Origin of the sequence: Paenibacillus donghaensis (assembly GCF_002192415.1) — a bacterium.
In the GTDB taxonomy this organism is placed as follows: domain Bacteria; phylum Bacillota; class Bacilli; order Paenibacillales; family Paenibacillaceae; genus Paenibacillus_AQ; species Paenibacillus_AQ donghaensis.
On record NZ_CP021780.1, the window covers coordinates 5499731 to 5518171 of the forward strand.

13 protein-coding genes and 1 riboswitch are annotated in these 18441 nt (G+C 54.6%); of the genes, 4 read left to right on the plus strand and 9 right to left on the minus strand.

What is annotated here, in order from left to right:
• Positions 1–76: 76 nt before the first annotated feature.
• From B9T62_RS25050 to hemA, 8 genes are all read right to left on the minus strand, one after another.
• On the minus strand, positions 77–1516 hold the full coding sequence (locus tag B9T62_RS25050) for an RluA family pseudouridine synthase (protein ID WP_425436602.1): 1440 nt from the start codon (positions 1514–1516) through the stop codon (positions 77–79).
• A gap of 62 nt (positions 1517–1578) precedes the next feature.
• Positions 1579–2880, minus strand: a complete 1302-nt coding sequence (hemL, locus tag B9T62_RS25055; RefSeq protein WP_087917768.1) for a glutamate-1-semialdehyde 2,1-aminomutase — start codon at positions 2878–2880, stop codon at positions 1579–1581.
• A gap of 66 nt (positions 2881–2946) precedes the next feature.
• Complete coding sequence (hemB, locus tag B9T62_RS25060; protein WP_087917769.1) at positions 2947–3945, minus strand: porphobilinogen synthase; 999 nt, start codon at positions 3943–3945, stop codon at positions 2947–2949.
• A 1662-nt stretch (positions 3946–5607) separates the two neighbouring features.
• On the minus strand, positions 5608–7155 hold the full coding sequence (cobA, locus tag B9T62_RS25065; protein ID WP_087917770.1) for a uroporphyrinogen-III C-methyltransferase: 1548 nt from the start codon (positions 7153–7155) through the stop codon (positions 5608–5610).
• 5 nt (positions 7156–7160) lie between these two features.
• The gene (hemC, locus tag B9T62_RS40920; protein WP_245864047.1) at positions 7161–8360 is read right to left on the minus strand and encodes a hydroxymethylbilane synthase; all 1200 of its coding nucleotides are present in this window, start codon (positions 8358–8360) and stop codon (positions 7161–7163) included.
• Positions 8361–8416: 56 nt separating this feature from the next.
• Positions 8417–9088, minus strand: coding sequence for a precorrin-2 dehydrogenase/sirohydrochlorin ferrochelatase family protein (locus B9T62_RS25075; RefSeq protein WP_245864049.1), 672 nt, complete (start codon positions 9086–9088; stop codon positions 8417–8419).
• Positions 9089–9756: 668 nt separating this feature from the next.
• On the minus strand, positions 9757–10581 hold the full coding sequence (ccsA, locus tag B9T62_RS25080) for a cytochrome c biogenesis protein CcsA (RefSeq protein ID WP_087917771.1): 825 nt from the start codon (positions 10579–10581) through the stop codon (positions 9757–9759).
• A gap of 5 nt (positions 10582–10586) precedes the next feature.
• On the minus strand, positions 10587–11987 hold the full coding sequence (gene hemA, locus B9T62_RS25085) for a glutamyl-tRNA reductase (protein WP_087917772.1): 1401 nt from the start codon (positions 11985–11987) through the stop codon (positions 10587–10589).
• 296 nt (positions 11988–12283) lie between these two features.
• A riboswitch (purine riboswitch) is annotated at positions 12284–12386 on the plus strand.
• 119 nt (positions 12387–12505) lie between these two features.
• On the opposite strand from hemA, the gene B9T62_RS25090 reads away from it, so the two are divergent.
• The 4 genes from B9T62_RS25090 (at position 12506) to B9T62_RS25105 (ending at position 17164) form a co-directional block, all read left to right on the plus strand.
• Positions 12506–13066, plus strand: coding sequence for a phosphoribosyltransferase (locus B9T62_RS25090; RefSeq protein ID WP_087917773.1), 561 nt, complete (start codon positions 12506–12508; stop codon positions 13064–13066).
• Between the two features lie 51 nt (positions 13067–13117).
• The gene (locus B9T62_RS25095) at positions 13118–14629 is read left to right on the plus strand and encodes an IMP dehydrogenase (RefSeq protein WP_087917774.1); all 1512 of its coding nucleotides are present in this window, start codon (positions 13118–13120) and stop codon (positions 14627–14629) included.
• Positions 14630–14647: 18 nt separating this feature from the next.
• Positions 14648–15205, plus strand: a complete 558-nt coding sequence (gene hpt / locus B9T62_RS25100; protein ID WP_087917775.1) for a hypoxanthine phosphoribosyltransferase — start codon at positions 14648–14650, stop codon at positions 15203–15205.
• A 558-nt stretch (positions 15206–15763) separates the two neighbouring features.
• Positions 15764–17164: a helix-turn-helix domain-containing protein gene (locus tag B9T62_RS25105; protein WP_087917776.1), complete on the plus strand. Its 1401-nt coding sequence runs from the start codon at positions 15764–15766 to the stop codon at positions 17162–17164.
• A gap of 189 nt (positions 17165–17353) precedes the next feature.
• On the opposite strand, the gene B9T62_RS25110 is transcribed toward B9T62_RS25105, so the two are convergent.
• A complete protein-coding gene (locus B9T62_RS25110) occupies positions 17354–18433 on the minus strand; it encodes a M24 family metallopeptidase (RefSeq protein ID WP_087917777.1) in 1080 nt (359 codons plus the stop codon).
• Between the last annotated feature and the right edge of the window lie 8 nt (positions 18434–18441).

An 18441-nucleotide genomic window follows, 5' to 3' on the forward strand; every position in this document is an offset into this window, starting at 1 on the left:
GGAAAAAAGGACCGAAGCGGCAGTATGGCTACGCTTCGGTCCCTTCAAGCTGCTTGCGCAATTAAAGCAGCGTCCCTTATTTGCCGGACAGCCGCTGAAGCAGCCGCTTCATATCCTCCGGCCACGGATCGCTCACATCCAGCCGTTCCCCGGTCCAGGGATGGGTGAAGGCAAGCGATTCGCCGTGCAGCGCCTGGCGGGCCGAGCCGGGTCCTCCCGGCTGCCCGTTCCTTCCGGCGCGGCCGGGAGGGGTCGATGCGGCGGGGATATTATACCCGCCGGAGCGTGGCACAGGCGGGCTGAAGCGCCCGCCGAGGCCTTCTTCGCCCGGACGCACCTGTGCGGACGGCGCGGGCACGGAGTCCCACCCCGGGCCATCATACAGCTCATCCCCGAACAGGGGATGGCCCATGTGGCTCAGGTGGACGCGGATCTGGTGCGTGCGGCCGGTCTCCAGCTGCACCCGCAGCAGGGATGCGCCGCGCAGCGGCGTAAGCCCGGTGATCCGGGTCAGCGCTGACTGGCCGCCGGGCGATACCCGGCGGCGCGCCGCATGATGCCGGTCACGGCCGATCGGAGCGTCAATGACCTTCAGCGAGGATGGCACGATACCTTGTACGATGGCGGCGTAACGCCGGGAGACGGTTTTGTCGCGCATCGCTTCGTCGAGCGCCAGCTGAGCGAATTCGTTCTTGGCGTACAGGACAGGTCCCGTCGTGTCCTTGTCCAGACGGTGAATGTGGCGGACGGCCACACCGCCGCCGGAAGCTGCATAATGTGCGGCAACAAGGTGATCCAGCGTTGCCTCCGGCTTGCCGCTGCCGTCCGGGTGAATGCCCATCCCGGCAGGCTTGTGCACCACGAGGCAGAAATCATCCTCATAGAGCACCTCCGCACGCTTGGCATGGGGCAGCACTTCGATGCCTGCCTCCCGCTCCGGGAAGAGCGCCAGCCTCAGCCGGTCGCCGCTCCATTCCACGCCGCCTTCGCGGCGCAGCCGCGCATGCAGCTTGGCCGGCATGCGCACCGTCTCCAGCAGCCAGCGGTCCGTGGCTGCCTCCCGCTCGGCCGCATCTCCGCCGGCCAGGGCCGCTCTGCCGGGCATGACCTCCAGCCATGCCCCGCGCCGGGTCCAGGCGCCGCCGTCTGGAGCGGCGGCCGGAACGCGCGGCTCCTCCGCAGCGGAGCCGGCCGAAGCCGTGTGCGCGCCAGCCGCGCCGCCGCCCGGCTTCGGGCGGCCTGTCCAGCGGCCATCGGCGCGCAGGCCCTCCGCACGGGAGCCGCTGCCGGCTCCCTGCGGCCTGGCCGCGCTGTCGCCCGCCTCCGGGCGGCCTGCCCAGCGGCCTCCCGCGGCACGCGGTGCGCCTGTGCCGGAGCCGCTCCCGGCTCCGGGGCCGTTTCCCTTACCCGCCCCGTTGCTCTTGCCGTCCACGGGGCCGTTGCCCTTACCCGCCCCGTTGCTCTTGCCGTCCACGGGGCCGTTGCCCTTGCCCGCCCCGTTGCTCTTGCCGTCCACGGGGCCGTTGCCCTTGCCCGCCCCGGGTTCAGGGCGGGTCCAGCGGCCTCCGCCGCCAGCACTCATAGTGCTTTGAGGGCCTTGTAATGTCCCTCAATCGTATCATCGATATCCTGCTCGCTATGCACACCGGAGACGAACATGCCTTCGAACTGCGAAGGCGGCACGCTGATGCCCTGGTTCAGCATTCCGCCAAAATACCGGCGGAACCGTTCCAGATCACTCGTCCGCGCCGTATCAAAGTCCGTTACCGGACCTGCGGTAAAGAATGGGCATACCATGGAACCTACACGGTTAATGGTAAGCGGAATTCCCAGCTCCTGCGCATTGCGCTTCAGCCCTGCTTCAAGACGCGCCCCCAGAAGCTCCAACCGGTCGTAGACCTCCGGCGTGAGCAGCCGCAGCGTGGTCAGCCCCGCCGCCATCGCCAGCGGATTCCCGCTGAGCGTGCCTGCCTGGTAGATCGGCCCGGTAGGTGCGATCTGCTCCATAATCTCGCGGCGGCCGCCATAAGCGCCCACCGGAAGCCCGCCGCCGATTACCTTGCCGAAGCAGGTCAGATCCGGCGTAATGCCGAACAAGCCTTGCGCACAGCTGCGGTTGACACGGAACCCGGTCATTACCTCATCAAAAATCAACAGCGCTCCGTAGCCCGTAGTCACCTTGCGCAAGCCCTCCAGGAACCCTGGCTGTGGCAGCACAACGCCCATATTGCCAGCAATCGGCTCCACAATTACTGCGGCCAGCTCATTGCCGTAGCGCTCGAAGGCGATTTTGACCGCATCCAGGTCGTTATAAGGAACGGTAATCGTATTTGCCGCTACCCCTTCAGGCACACCCGGACTGTCCGGCAAGCCCAAAGTGGCCACACCTGAACCCGCTTTGATCAGCAGGCTGTCCGCATGGCCATGGTAGGAGCCTTCGAATTTAAGGATTTTGCTGCGTCCGGTATACCCGCGCGCCAGCCGGATCGCACTCATCGTGGCTTCCGTGCCTGAATTGACCATCCGCACGATATCGACGGAAGGCACACGTTCCACTACCGTTTTAGCCATTTCCGTCTCCAGCAGGGTCGGCGCGCCGAAGCTTGTCCCTTTTACCACTGTCTCCTGCAGCGCTCTGACTACCTCCGGATGGGCATGGCCCATAATCAGCGGTCCCCATGAGCAGACATAGTCGATGAAGCTGTTGCCGTCGATATCATAAATACGCGAGCCTTCGCCGCGGTCCACATAAATCGGGGTCAGACCCACGGATTTGAACGCCCGCACCGGGCTGTTCACCCCGCCGGGAATATATTGCTTGGCCTCGTCAAAAGCTGTCCGGGAAGCTTCTTCCCGGCGTGCCAATGGCATATCGCCCATCTGTACCACTCCTGTCATTTTGTTATCTAAATGATGTCTATAGGCTCTATTCAGCCGAGAAGCTTCCTATTCACGCAGCCAGCGGGCGGCATCCTTGGAGAAATAAGTGATAATAATATCCGCTCCGGCCCGCTTCATCCCGGTCAGCATCTCCAGCACCACCGCCTGCTCGTTGATCCAGCCCTGCTGCGCAGCCGCTTTGACCATCGAATATTCACCGCTCACATTATAGGCTACCAGCGGCAGATCAAATTGCTCACGGATCATGCGGATGACGTCAAGATACGCCAGTGCAGGCTTCACCATCAGCATGTCCGCACCCTCCAGCACATCGGACTCCGCTTCGCGCAGGGCCTCACGCACATTGGCGGGGTCCATCTGATACGTCTTGCGGTTGCCGAACTGGGGGGCCGAATCCGCCGCTTCACGGAAAGGACCATAGAAGGCCGAAGCGTATTTTACCGAATAGGACATAATAGGAATATGCTCAAAACCGTTATCATCCAGCCCCGCGCGAATCGCCTCCACGAATCCATCCATCATGTTGGAGGGTGCGATAATATCTGCTCCGGCCTTGGCCTGCGATACCGCCGTACGTGTCAGCAGCTCAAGCGAAGCATCGTTGATTACATCTCCATGCACAACGCCATCCACCGTATGCGTATGAACCATGCCGCAATGACCATGGTCCGTGAACTCACACAGACAGGTGTCAGCCACCACCAGCAGCTCAGGGTACCACTGCTTGATCAGGCGCGTAGCCTCCTGCACAATCCCGTCCTCAGCGAAACCAGAGGAGCCGATGGCATCCTTCGTCTCAGGAATTCCGAACAGCAGCACGGCCGGAATGCCAAGAGCGGCAATCTCGTCCACCTCCGCCTTTAGCGTGTCCAATGAGAAATGGTAGACGCCCGGCATGGAACTGATCTCATTTCTGACCCCTGTACCGTAGGTTACAAAAATCGGCTGGACAAAATCCAGCACATTCAGCACCGTCTCGCGCACCATGCCACGAATTCCGGCCGATCCGCGCAGACGGCGGTGCCGTGTAATGGGAAAGCTCATTATAAATTCCTCCTGTATATAGAATATAAACACATGAAGCATCCCTCCATGCTTGTGCGTTACGAATTCCGGTATGTTTGATGTCAGAGTTGAGGGTATGGCTTGATGCTTACGCCGGTTAAAAAAGGATGAGATGCGACGCGTTCAGATGTTCAGATGCGGATTGTTGCCTAGTTGTACAGCTAAATACGCTCCCCGAGCGGGTTGCCAGCCTAAGACTCCAGTCTATGAGCAGCGTACCACGCACACCGAATGCACGCATAATGTTCTGCAAGACCCCAATACCAAGGCCCAGCAGCTGCTCGCGGAAGGTTATTAAGTATCCAACCCAGCAGTAAAAGCTACAGCTAATGCATCAGCAGCCTTGACAGCAATTCAGCCGATTCATCAGCAATAACCAGTTATTCCAATAATCCCATCACACCACTCTCCAGCAACCTGCCGACACAACGAAACCGCTCCAGACTTTGTCCACTCTCACCCTTAACTGTAACCCAAAAGTGCATCATTCAGTTACTCCGGCAAACAGCAGCAAGCCATATCCATCATTTCCAGTAACCAGTCCATGCAGCAATCCCAGCTACCAGCCATTACACCAATTTCAGCAGCCATTCACTTCTCTAATTCCAGTAAACAATTATTTCATTAATCCCGGCTGCCACTCATTCTCTCAATTTCACATCATCCGCCGCACTCCAGCAACCTGTTCGTTCAATTAACCTTTAGCATCCACCGTTTGCCCACTCTTATCCGTTACCTGGTGCGTCTGGAGAAATTAGATGCAGATTTGCAACTAAATTAATCGTTCCACTCAGAACAGCAAGTTACCTGGAGCGTCCGGAGAAATTAGATGCGAAAGTGCAACTAATTTCTCCGGAATGTCCAGTAAACCGGTGTTTAAGTGCGAATCTGCAACTAATTTCGATTAAAACAGAGCCAACTCGCTCCCAATCCCAAATTAGGTGCTAATCTGCAACTATTCCCCCAAAAACACAAAAAATCCGAGAATTAGATGCAGATTTGCAACTAAATTAATCGTTCCACTCAGAACAGCAAGTTACCTGGAGCGTCCGGAGAAATTAGATGCGAAAGTGCAACTAAATTCTCCGGAATGTCCAGTAAACCGGTGTTTAAGTGCGAATCTGCAACTAATTTCGATTAAAACAGAGCCAACTCGCTCCCAATCCCAAATTAGGTGCTGATCTGCAACTATTCCCCCAAAAACGCAAAAAATCCGAGAATTAGATGCAGATTTGCAACTAAATTAATCGTTCCACCCCAGAACAGCAAGTTACTTATAGCTTCAACGAACGTCTGCACCCGACAGTAGCAGTTCCATCGACGCTTGTGCTCAGCAGCAGCAGTTCCATCAGACGCCTGTGCTCAGCAAGAGCAGTTCCATCAGACGCCTGTGCTCAGCAAGAGCAGTTCCATCAGACGCTTGTGCTCAGCAGTAGCAGTTCCATCAGACACCTTCACTCAGCAGAAGCAGTTCCATAAATACTCCTGCTCCGGACAGCAGCAGTTCCATCAGTAAAGTTTATACTCAGCAGTGCTAGCTCCATCCGTAATCAGTACACCTGCAATCAGCAGCCATAACTTCACCAGGAACGCCTGGACCCTGCACCAGCAGCTTCCTCAGAACCTACAACCCAGCGGCGCTTAAACCTGCTGTTCACTGGCATTCCAGCGGCACAACTCCTGCACCAGAGCGTCAATGGTAGCTTCCTCAGGCATCAGCCCTGGTGTAAGTCCGGCCTCAATCGCTGTCTGCTGTGTTACCGGACCAATGCAGGCAATCTTCACATTCGCCAGGAGTGGCAAAGGATCAGCGATGCCCATCCGGCCAAGGATCTGCAGGAAATTGCGCACGGTGGACGAGCTGGTGAAGGTTACTGCATGAATGCGACCTTCCTCCAGCAGCTTCTTCAGTTCAATATCGTCCTCGCCGGTAACTACCGTCTCGTATGTATCCACCTCGGTCACCTGGAGTCCGAGCTCCCTCAGCTTGTCCGGCAGCCACGCGCGCGCCAGATCGCCGCGCGGCAGCAGCACGTTCTGCCCCGGCAGCAGCCGGGGGCCGAACGCCTCAAGCAGCCCTTCCGCCTGGAACTGCGGCGGAAGGGCCTCGGCCACGAGCCCGCGCTGCGCCAGCGCCTCTGCCGTGGCCGGCCCCACCGCTGCGATACGCGCGCGGTGCAGCCCACGCACGTCCGCCCCCAGCTCCGCCAGGTGGCGGTAGAAGTACTCGACGCCGTTCGCGCTCGTGAAGAAGACCCAGTCATAGGATTCCAGCGCGCCAAGCGCTTCGGCAATCCGGGCCTTCTTCACTTCGCCTTCCGGCAGTCTCGTCTCAATCACCGGGAACTCGTAGGGTTCCCCGCCGAGCTCCTCAATGGCCGAGACCAGTCCGCTGTCCTGGCTGCGGGCCCGGGTCACCACGATGCGCTTGCCGAACAGCGGCATCGCCTCCACCCACTTCAGCTGCTCGCGCTGAAGCACCACATCGCCGACGACGATTACCGCCGGCGGCTGGAAGTCCGCGGCCGCCACCTGGGCCGCGATGTCCTCCAGCGTGCCTGTCAGTGTCTGCTGATCGGCGCGCGTGCCCCAGCGCACCAGCGCCACAGGTGTGGATGCTGGGCGGCCGTGTTTGATCAACTGGTCGCTGATATAGCCGATTTTGGCTACGCCCATCAGGAAGATCAGCGTGCCTGTGGCGTTCGTGACCTTATCCCAATGGATCGATTGGTCAAGCTTATCAGGACTCTCATGTCCCGTGATGATCGACAGCGAAGAGGCATAATCACGGTGAGTCACCGGAATCCCGGCATAAGCCGGTACGCTGATGGCTGAAGTGATGCCCGGCACAATCTCATAATAGATGCCATTGCGGCGCAGCAGCTCGGCTTCTTCCCCCACCCGGCCAAAAATCGTCGGGTCGCCGCCCTTCAACCGCACCACCGTCTTGCCCTGCAGCGCAAGATCAACCAGCAGCTGGTTGATCTCCTCCTGCTTCATCGTGTGGCGATCCGGCAGTTTGCCTACATAGATTTTCTCACCGCCGGACTTCATCCACTGCAGCAGCCTTGGGCTGGCCAGCCGGTCATAGACCAGCACATCCGCCTTCTGGATACACTCCATTCCTTTAACTGTAATCAGCTTGGCGTCCCCGGGACCCGCACCTACCAGATATACCTTCCCCGTCATCCCATTCATCCTCTCGCATCTGCCAGAATCTGTTCCGCTCCCCGCGCAATCAGCAGCCGGGCAACCTCATTTCCCAGCTCTACCGGATCTGTACCCGTACACGTTTCCTTCAAAATCGTTCCGCCATCCGGCGTCCCCACCATCCCCGTCAGGGTGATGGTGGGCTTCTCTGCAGCCATGTCGATCCCTGCGCCTTCAGCCGCCTGCTTGCCGGGTGCGGCTTCACCCGCTGCGTCTACGGCTACGCCGTGGCCTTCAACTCCGCCGTTCCCTCTGGCGGCTATGGTACGCTCTTCAGCTGTACCCTCTCCTCCGCCGCTCCCTCCAGCAGATACGGTACGCTCTTCAGCTGTACCCTCTCCTCCGGCGGCTGCGGAATGACCTTCCGCTCCGGCATTCCCTCGGGTGGCGGAGCCGGTGCTTGGCGCTCCCTCTGCCGCCCCAAGCACCGCGTATGCGCCAATCGGCACCTGGCAGCCGCCGTTCAGCGCGCCAAGAAACGTCCGCTCCGCCGCAACGGTCAGCGCGGTATCAGCATCGTTGTAGAGCGCCAGCAGCTCACGCAGGCTGGCGTCGTCCTCGCGGCACTCGATGCCGAGGGCGCCCTGCCCGACAGCGGGCAGACAGACCTCCGGCGGCAGGTACGCGCTGACGCGGTCCTGCCAGCCCATGCGCGCCAGGCCCGCCGCGGCCAGCAGAATCGCGTCATATTCGCCGCTCGCCAGCTTGCCGAGACGCGAGTCGATATTGCCACGCACCGGCGTAATGTCAAGGTCCGGCCGCAGCGCGGCGAGCTGGCTTGAGCGCCGCAGGCTGCTCGTGCCTACCCGTGCGCCCTGCGGCAGGTCCGCGAGCGGTACGCCGCCGGTCGAGATCAGGCAGTCGCGCGGGTCCTCGCGCTTGGGTACTGCCCCGTTGATCAGCCCCTCCGGCAGCTCGGACGGCATATCCTTCATGCTGTGCACCGCCATGTCGATCTCCTTGTCCAGCATGGCCTGTTCGATCTCCTTCACGAACAAGCCTTTGCCGCCCACTTTGGAAAGTGTGACATCAAGGATACGGTCGCCTTTGGTGATGATCTTCTTCACTTCAAAGGTGAAGCCGAAGCCATGCTGCTCGCTCAGCCGCTCCAGATCGGCAATAACATGCCCTGTCTGCGTCAGCGCCAGCGCACTTTGCCTGCTGCCTACTATAATCTTGCGCATTGTCCATTCCTCCCCTTGATCCTTACTGGCTTGAAGCTAAAATATTATTACGCCACTCATTCCGTTTCTAGTCCTAGGTTACCCCGGCTATTCTCAGCAATCCAGCTGGCAATGGCTGCGGGAGTCCACTCCGTGAACGTCTCCTGTCTCATCTGTGTCAGTGTATCCAACGAAGCCAGCTTACGCAGAAGACGGCCGCGCATTTCTGGCGAAGGCACTGTCCGCTTAATCTCCATGCGCATGGCATGTACCCAATCCAAATAAGGCTCAAGCTCCGCCCCAAGCACTTCCTCCAGCGTTTCCTTGATATGCTTGGCTGCGGCAGGTCCCGCACCTGAGGTGGAAACCGCTACAGTCAGACGGCCGCGGCGAATAACGCCGGGAGTAATGAAGCTGCCGGCCTCCGCATGACTCGCGACATTGACGGGAATGCCGAGGTGCTTCGCTTCCGCTGCCGCCGCTTCATTCACCGCAATATCATCGCTGGCCGCGTACAGAAGATAAGCCCCCCCGGCATCACCGGGAGCATATCTCCGCTGCTGATAATCCAGCAGACCCTGTGCCGCCAGTTCAGCCAGCGGTTCCGTGAGGGAAGGGCTGATGACCACAACCGCAGCCTCCGCTTCCAGCAGACCCGCTACTTTGCGCTCGGCCACCGCTCCGCCGCCAATGACTACACAGCGCCTGCCCCTGCAATCCAACATAATAGGTAAATATACACTCAACATCCACACCCCCGCGTATTATCGGCAGCATCCGGCGATTGTTGGTCAGATCAGTCTGCAAATTGACCTATCGCTCACTCAGACTCAACTCGCTCTATGAGCAGCTGTAATCAGCCTAAGCCAGTTAAACAAACATTACTCAGGTGCAGAACGGTAACAATCATAAAGATACTTAATCACCGGCATCTTGCACGCACTCACCAGCATCATTCATTCACTCATCAGCACAGTTCCAACTCGGACTTTGCCAACTCAACAGCTTGCTATGGGGAATTTCTACCCTTAATTAAGCCCATACATGCCAAAAGTGCGGCTTATAGGGAATGTAGTTCACTAATTCTGTGTTTTTTTGGGTTCGATCCGCCTAAACTCCTGATTAACGGTAGTTTCTCCCTATAAGCTTAAGCCAATCGACGTTTAGTCAAGTTTTAATGGTATAAATTCCCTATAACCTGCTGCGCACTGGCCCAATCATCCTTGTTGCATACGGCCCAGCGTATTCGTTCGGCATAAAATCCAGCTCATTCATCTAACACCGACCAGCAATTCATCCTGCTTGCTAACCCAGCGATTCGTCCCGTATATTCAGACGGCTTACTAGTCCTGCCATTTCATCATTATCGCTCGCCCTGCGTATTCCTGTCCTCCATATTCGTTCCGCATCCCCCAGCTCAGCCGCCCCAGCCATGGAACTCGGACCAGGAATTGAGCAGGAAGTTCAAGATAATGAACGCGTAGCCGGAGATGGCCCAGCGGGCCATTACGACTCCGCTGCGGCGGCCGGAACGCTTCAGCACAATATAGATGATGTAATTCGCCAGTCCCACCAGGGTCGTCAGCACCTTGATATCCTGAAAGAGCGGTGTCCTGCCCTCTGACACAATGGAGAACCCTGCCATGATCAGCGAGAGCATCAGCAGCGGTGTTCCGGCCAGAATAGAAGTGTAGGAGTATTTGTCCATCGTATCCAGACTCGGCAGACGGCGGATGCGGTCATTCCACTGCTTGCTGCGCAGTCCGGCATGCAGGAATAAGTACATTATCGCAAACACAGTGCCAAGTGTCAGTGCGGCAAAGCTCAAATTAGCCAAAATAATATGCATCGCCAGCCAGCCATGCACCGCACTCCAGCTCTGCAGCGTATGGTCTTCGGCGGTCAGCCAGAAGCGGTTCAGCAGGAAAGCGCTGAATCCGGCCACACTAAGCAGCAGAATCGTAAACTCCGCGCCCCTGGTGAAGGCCACCCCCAGCGAAGTCAGCACAATACTGAAGGAGAACCAGAACAGGAAGTCATAAGGCGTAAAGATCGGCAAGCCGCCCTCCTGGACGAAGCGGATGGACAGGCCCGCGGATTGCAGAAGCGCAACAACAACAAGAAGCCCTGCGCCCAGCCGTTTACCGCCCGGATTCCGCTTGAGGCAATCCGAGAAATAAAACAGCAGGCTCAGAGCGTATAACACCAGAGCAGAATCATATATGAGGTTCAGCAGCTGCATCCCGTTCACCCGCCCATGAATCCGGCCGGTGAGAACACGGTTGGGGGCAGAGAGAATTCACTTCCCGCCGGCCGGTCAGCACCCTGTCTGGCAGGTGGCGCGGCAACTGTGGAGCTGTCCCCGCCAGCTCCCGATTCCAGCTGCTCCTCAAGCGCAAAAATCTTCGAGAAATACTCCAGCGCCTCATTCCCCTGCTTGCCGCCGGACAGTTCCTTGATCACATTGATCGGATCATGCATCATCTGGTTGACGATGCTTTTGGTCAGGCGGCGGATTACCTTGCGCTGATGTTCATCCAGCTCAGGCAGCTTGTTGAACAGGCTGTCCATCGTTTCTTCGTGAATCGCATTGGACTTGTCCTGCAGAGCACGAATCACCGGACGTACGCCCAGCGTCTTCAGCCACAGCTGGAAGTCATCCAGCTCCGCGCGGATCATCACTTCAATCTTCGCCGCCTCGCTGCGGCGCATCTCCAGGTTATTCTCGACAATCCCTTCCAGGTCGTCGATATCATACAAGAAGACATCCGGCACACTCGCTGCCGCCGGATCAATATCACGCGGAACCGCGATGTCGATCATGAACAGCGGACGTGAAGGGCGGCGTCTCATGCCTTCTGCCACCTGATCCGCCGTCAGCACATAACCTTCAGCTCCGGTCGAGCTGATGATGATATCGACCTCATCCAGATGCCGCAGAGCCTCTTCAATCGTGCTGGGTCTGCCGGAGAATTTCTCCGCCAGCTCCACCGCCCGCGACAGCGTGCGGTTGGCGACAATCACCTCGGCTGCACCGCTGCTGTAGAGGTGCTTCACGGTCAGCTCGCTCATTTTGCCGGCACCGAGAATCAGCACTCTTTTGTCGGTGAACATGCCGAAGATCCGCTTGCCCAATTCCACCGCCGCATAACTCACAGACACCGCACTTTCGCCAATTGAGGTTTCACTATGCGCACGCTTGCCAAGCGTCACCGCCTGCTTGAACAGCCGATTGAACCAGGTTGCCGTAGCTCCTTCAGCCTGGGCAGTCAGGAAGCTGCTCTTCACCTGTCCCAGAATCTGCGTCTCGCCAATGACCATCGAATCCAGGCCGCAGGTTACGCGCATCAGATGGGCCATCGCCTGCTCGTCTTCATATATATACATATGTTGTGTGAATTGTTCGCTTCGTACTCCGAACCATTGCTCCATGAAGCTGCGGATGAAATAACCGCACATATGAAGCCGGTCCACGACCACATAAATTTCCGTCCGGTTGCAGGTGGCAACAATGACCCCTTCCAGCACGCTTTTGGTCTTCATCAGCTGATGGAGCGCTTCCGGCAGATCTTGGTCCGCAAAGGCGAACTGTTCTCTGACGGCTACTGGCGCCGTACGGTAATTCAGGCCAACGACGACAATATGCATCGTATGTTCACCATCCTAATCTATATTCATTGGTGTAGGAACTCATTCACAATTGCTAAAAACGCTGTGTTAAGTATATCACAGGCATTCAAGACTTTTTACAAATAATTTGAACGGTTTATGACATACACTCCCCATCTTCCTCCGAATTTACAAAAATATTCCTCTTTGTTCCAGAGTTATTCACATCATCTAACTTCTTTTTGAGTTATATTAGTTAACATATATGCGGCATATTGACACACATTATTACGGGTGGTAGCATGTAACAAACGAATGAAGTTAATTAACCTAACACAAACCAATTTCATAACTCTTGTATAAGCTCATTAATTTGGTTTGAGCGTTTCTACAGGCAACCGTAAATTGCCCCAGGCTACAAGAGGCGTAAGCACAGTTGGAAGATATCCGGTTCACATGTCGCAGTTAGCTGTGATGTTCAGCCGCAGGGTCTTCATCATGTGTATGCGCCTCTTGTGCCCGGGGTTTTTATTATCCCAAATTTAGGAGTGAGGACCATGAGCACAGCCAGCCTAAGGCTTAGTGAGAGCATCAGCAAGGCCAAGAACGTGAGGATCTACAAGAATAAGGAGACCGCCTATGATTTCAAGCTTTACCCTTTTGGCGAGCGCGGCACCTATATTCATCCCGAGCTGATTAGTGAGATCACGGCCAGTCTTGCCGAACAGATCACCGCTGGGTTTCCTGCCTTCGACTATATCGTCTCTCCCGAGCCGGGCGGGCATACGTGGGGGATGCTTGCTGCCTACAAATTGATGAAACCCTTGAACATTCTGCGTCTAAGCACCGAGCTGTACGACAACTACGAAGTGTGTATTAAACGCGAGACGGCCTATAACGAGAACTATATTTATTTTGACGGCTTCCGGAGCGGTGACCGCGTGCTGCTGCTGGATGATGTGATCAGCTCGGGCGCCACCATTCGTTGTATTGCCAAGCAGATGGCGGAGATGGGTGTTCAACTCGTTGGCGTCCAGGCGATTCTGGCCAAAGGACAGCATTATATCACGCTTGCGGAGGATATCGGGGTTCCGGTACGGTTTTTGTCCCAGGTCTAGAGGAGTAGAACGGGTATAGATTAGTTATAACCAATCGAAGGAGTGGCGTAAATGGCCTTTTATTATGAGCAACCGTCCAGAACATTCAGTGAATTCCTGCTGGTTCCCAGCCTGACCACCAAGAGCTGCGTTCCCGGCAATGTGTCGCTGAAGACACCCGTAACCAAATTCCGCAAAGGCGAGCAGCCTGCGCTTACGATGAATCTGCCTGTAACCTCGGCGGTTATGCAGGCGGTATCCGATCACAACATGGCCATCGCCCTCGCCAAAAGCGGCGGCATCTCCTTCATCTATGGCTCGCAGTCGATCGAGCAGCAGGTGGAGATGGTGCGCCGGGTCAAGAAGTTCAAAGCAGGCTTTGTCGTCAGCGACTCCAACCTCCGCCCGGAGGATACGCTGCAGGATGTACTTAACCTGAAAGCACGCAGTGGCCATTCCACGATTGCCATCACGGATAATGGGCAACCTACGGGCAAGCTGATGGGCATCGTGACAAGCCGCGATTACCGCGAGAACCGGATTCCCCCGAACACTCCAATTACCGAATTCATGACGCCTCTGGCTTCACTGATCTATGCCAATGAAGGGATTACACTGTCCGAAGCCAACGACATGATCTGGGACCATAAGCTGAACTGTCTGCCTGTTGTAGGCAGCAGCGGCAATCTGATGTACCTCGTCTTCCGCAAGGATTATGACAGCCACCAGGAATACCCGCTGGAGCTGCATGACAACAACAAACAGCTGATTGTCGGCGCAGGCATCAACTCGCGTGATTACAAGGAACGCGTTCCGGCGCTGGTGGAAGCAGGGGCGGATGTGCTCTGCATCGATTCCTCTGACGGTTACTCCGAATGGCAGGCTGAGACGATTATCTACATTAAAGAAACCTTCGGCGAGAGCGTCAAGGTCGGTGCAGGCAATGTCGTAGACAAGGAAGGATTCCTGTATCTGGTCAAAGCAGGTGCGGATTTCATTAAAGTGGGCATTGGCGGCGGTTCGATCTGTATTACCCGTGAGCAAAAAGGGATCGGCCGCGGCCAAGCCTCCTCTGTCATCGAAGTAGCTGCCGCCCGCCAGCAATATTATGAGCAGACCGGAGTCTATGTGCCGATCTGCTCGGACGGCGGAATTGTGCATGATTACCATATCGTGCTGGCGCTCGCAATGGGTGCTGACTTCGTGATGCTGGGCCGTTATTTCGCCCGCTTCGACGAGAGTCCGGGACGCAAGCTGCTGGTTGGCGGCAACTTCGTCAAGGAATATTGGGGCGAAGGCTCCAGCCGGGCCCGCAACTGGCAGCGGTATGACTTCGGCAACGAAGACAAACAGAGCAAGCTCGAATTCGAGGAAGGCGTCGATTCCTTCATCCCTTATGCCGGCAGACTTAAGGACAATCTTGATCTTACGATCAGCAAGGTCAAGTCGACCATGTGCAACTGCGGTGCGTTATCGATTCCCGAGCTGCAGGAGCATGCCAAGATTACGCTGGTCTCCTCTACTAGCATCGTAGAAGGCGGAGCGCATGATGTGATGCTGAAGGAGAAGGACCGTTCATCCTGATCGGGGAGGAGGGCTAACATGACAAAGGATGGGGTGAAACTTATCGTTCCTTATAAACTCAAAGAAATCCTGGTCACTCAGGCCCAGCTCCACAACAAGGTACAGGAGTTGGGCCGGTGGATCTCCGCCGATTATGAGGGCCAGGAGCTGGTCCTGATCGGCATCCTTAAGGGCGGGGCGATCTTCATGTCCGATCTGATGCGTGCGATCACGATCCCTCTCTCCATTGATTACATGTCCGTCTCCAGCTATGGCACCAGCGCCACTTCCTCCGGCGCGATTGTGATCCGCAAGGATATCGATGCCGACATCCGTGGCAAACATGTGCTGATCGTGGAGGATCTGATCGATACCGGCCTGACTCTGAACCATCTGAAGGAGCATTTCCGCAGCCGGGACACCCTCAGCGTCCGCATCTGTACGATCCTGAATAAGCCCTCCCGCCGCCAGATCGACGTCCAGGTCGAATACCCCGGCATCGAAATCCCCGATGCCTTCGTCGTCGGCTACGGCCTCGACTACGCCGACCAATACCGCAACCTCCCCGAGGTGTGGGTGGTGGATACGGAGGGGTAGGTATTAAGGAAGTGACCCCCGCTGGGTTTGGCGGGGGTTGTTTTTGAGATGTGGGGGATATTAGGTACTGTTGCACAGCTGGAGAAGACTGCGTAGTTTGATTATCATAGTATAATGCCTGCGTTGGCAGCAGATCGCTTTCGCTAACGGACCGTATAGCCTCTATTTGGTTATTTTGGCTTCTGCAGCGGTGCTTGCGGACTGTATAGCCTCTACTGTTACCAAATCGAGCATTTGCGAGGGCAATTGGAGCAAATAGAGGCTCCTCAGTCCGCAACAAGCAAAAACAGGCCTGATTTGGTCAAATAGAGGCTCCTCGGTCCGCAACAGCCATGGCACTAGCGCGTATCCCTGCCCGATTACTGCGAAGCAACCACACTTCATCTCAAGTGTGATTGCTTTTTTCACAAAAAGTTAATATATTACAAAATTCCAATAAAAACACTTAAAAACGAATTGACCAGTGTAGGTTTAAAGACTATATTGTAATATATTAGGATATTTGATGATTTTTCCTAATAGATAGATTGTATCTTGTTCTTTAAGGGGTGATTCGTCTTGTATGCTGCAACCACGATTCGAGCAGAGCTGGAGAACTTCATACACCAAGAAGGGCTAAACTATAGCCAATTAGGAAAAAGAGCTGGCTTGAATCCTGGAACAGTCAGTGCCATTTTTAGTGGAAACAAAGTATTTGGTGTCGATCAGTTAGACAGGATGACCACGGTTCTTTCTTTACCTGCTGGCTACTTTTACAACCAGTATATTCAAGAATGTATGATTGAAGCCGTACCAAACTGGCGAAGAATCAGACCTCTCATCTATCGCTGTGCAGAATTGGACAAGTTGGACTGTATCCGTCAGATTGTTAATATTTTGCTGGATCACCTGACTTATGCTGTACTGTTGTGGGAAGTTGCTGAAGACTGGTACTCCAAAGGTATTCATCGTCAAGCCTCACTTCTGTTATATGAAAGTGTAGCTTCTACTGAGCGGCGTCAGTATTCTGAACGCCTAGCTTTATGTCATTACCGAATCTTCACCTTAAGCATCAGCCAGGATCAAAGCCAGAATTTCAAAGCAGCCTGTCAGTTTGAACCTTTCATTACTCGGCTGGATGAGGTTGATCAGTTGGATGCATTGAAGGATATAGCAAATATCTATAGATCATTAAAGCAATGGGATAAAGTACAAGAATATGCACAAGATATGGGAAACAAGGCTGAAATTCAATATCACTTGATGCGTAATAGCAAGCAAACGATTCAAGATTTGCCAAAAAAACCAAGCAGACCTTTATTTGTCTATATTGCCTATTCCAATCTGTTGCTTGCGAATGTCTATGATGTACAAAAAGATTACCAGAAAGCATTGGAGTACACCTATGCTTATGCTGATCTAAGTTGGGTCACGGAGACAGATCCTGAAACACAACATTGGGTAAACTTGTTTCAGAAATGGGCCATAACAAACACTTACATAAATAAACTTAGGGCCGGGGATCTCAGCGTTCTCCCTGATTACGTTCAAGATATTGAAGGAACAACAGAAATTAACGCAGAATTACTTAATATTGTGGAAGTCGCTAATTGCTATAAGGTAGATATAGATCATATTCTTCAACGGTTTGAATCCTATATATTTACTTATGTGCAAGAACAATCAGAGGATATATACACCCAACAAGTGATCCCTGATGCCTCGGTGCAATTATGTTATCAACTTGCAAAGTATTATTTAAACAAGAATAAGTATACACGCGGCTTCAATATATTAGGAGAATGTTTAATTAAAGCATCACTAATCAACAATGAGTCGGCTATCATCAATTGCGTTGGATTGTTTGAACATTTTGAGGAATACGCAACCTCTGAAATAAGAGTAAACTATCAAAAATCTATTAAAAAGGTGTGGGTAATGAATGAAAAAGAAATTAGTCTCGCTCGTACTGATTGCTAGTTTTTTAGCATTTCTGGTAGTCCCATCCCCATCTCAGCAAGCCGACCCTATTATTAAACCTCTTATCCAAGTAGGAGGAGCTTAACGTAAAAAGACATCAAAAAAGACGATATTCATTCGGAAATAGAGAATGAATATCGTCTTTTCTTATTTAACCCTTATGAAACGGTTCGCCTTTATTCGGATACTTTAATTATAAAACGGTAGAACAATCAAATCGCTCTTCGGTGATTTGCTTAATGTCCGGCTATCCTCTCTTTGGACCAGAACATCGTCTTCGATACGGACCCCGCCAACCCCCTGCAAATATAATCCCGGCTCGATCGTCATAATGGCATACTCTGCAAACTCATGCTCCGACCGGTAGCTGATATAAGGGGCTTCATGAATGTCCAATCCGATGCTGTGACCGGCGCCATGAGTGAAATGGGTATTCATCCTTTCCCTGATAAAGGGAGCCCGGATGATCGAATCCAGCTCCTTGCTTTTCATTCCGGAGCGGATTGCGCCGAGTCCTGCTTTTTGTGCCTCCAGCACCAGATAATAGCTATCGTCAAGGCGTGAATCCGGCTGGCCTACGGCAACGGTTCGGGTGATGTCGGAAACGTAACCCTCGCAGGTTGCTCCAAAGTCCAGTATCACCATGTCGCCCCGCTCGATTTGTTTAGGGCTGGCTTCACCGTGGGGATAGGAGGAGCGGATACCGGATGCCACGATGGTAGGGAACGCCGTCTTCTCCGAGCCGTTCCGCTTCATGAAGTATTCCATTTCTGTCGCCACATCGATCTCGGAAACTCCCGGACGAATGTAATTGAGAATATGCATGAAGGTTTTGTCTGCTATACGTACAGCTTCCAGGGTACTCCGTAGCTCCTCCTCATCCTTGACCTCACGGAATTTCTCCACCCAGCCCATTACAGCCCGTGTGTCAGCCTTGACCAAGGATTTGAACTGTTCTCCGTCGCTGTAGCTCAAATGCGCCCCTTCAAAGCCGACCAGCGGTAAACCTAGCTTGTTAATGATTTCCGCTGCTTCATCCATCAAGGACTGGCGCCAGCATACACGCTGGAGCAGATCAGGCAATTCCCCGGCGGCTTGCTCCACATAACGGCCGTCTGTGAGGAAGAAAACTTCCTTTTGGGTAACCAGCAAAGCAGAATCTTCACCAGTAAAGCCACACAGATAACGAACATTTTTGGGATTGCTGATGTACAAGGCCGGAAGGCTTTCCTCCTCCATTGTGCTCAACAGATTTTCAATTCGTCTCATTTACCTTC

Excerpts from the sequence above, each read along its gene's own strand:
- hemB (WP_087917769.1), bottom strand. The coding sequence starts at position 3,945 with ATGAGCTTTCCCATTACACGGCACCGCCGTCTGCGCGGATCGGCCGGA.
- B9T62_RS25110 (WP_087917777.1), bottom strand. The coding sequence starts at position 18,433 with ATGAGACGAATTGAAAATCTGTTGAGCACAATGGAGGAGGAAAGCCTT.
- cobA (WP_087917770.1), bottom strand. The coding sequence starts at position 7,155 with ATGACGGGGAAGGTATATCTGGTAGGTGCGGGTCCCGGGGACGCCAAG.
- ccsA (WP_087917771.1), bottom strand. The coding sequence starts at position 10,581 with ATGCAGCTGCTGAACCTCATATATGATTCTGCTCTGGTGTTATACGCT.
- B9T62_RS25090 (WP_087917773.1), top strand. The coding sequence starts at position 12,506 with ATGAGCACAGCCAGCCTAAGGCTTAGTGAGAGCATCAGCAAGGCCAAG.
- B9T62_RS25075 (WP_245864049.1), bottom strand. The coding sequence starts at position 9,088 with ATGTTGAGTGTATATTTACCTATTATGTTGGATTGCAGGGGCAGGCGC.
- hemA (WP_087917772.1), bottom strand. The coding sequence starts at position 11,987 with ATGCATATTGTCGTCGTTGGCCTGAATTACCGTACGGCGCCAGTAGCC.
- hemL (WP_087917768.1), bottom strand. The coding sequence starts at position 2,880 with ATGGGCGATATGCCATTGGCACGCCGGGAAGAAGCTTCCCGGACAGCT.
- hemC (WP_245864047.1), bottom strand. The coding sequence starts at position 8,360 with ATGCGCAAGATTATAGTAGGCAGCAGGCAAAGTGCGCTGGCGCTGACG.
- hpt (WP_087917775.1), top strand. The coding sequence starts at position 14,648 with ATGACAAAGGATGGGGTGAAACTTATCGTTCCTTATAAACTCAAAGAA.
- B9T62_RS25095 (WP_087917774.1), top strand. The coding sequence starts at position 13,118 with ATGGCCTTTTATTATGAGCAACCGTCCAGAACATTCAGTGAATTCCTG.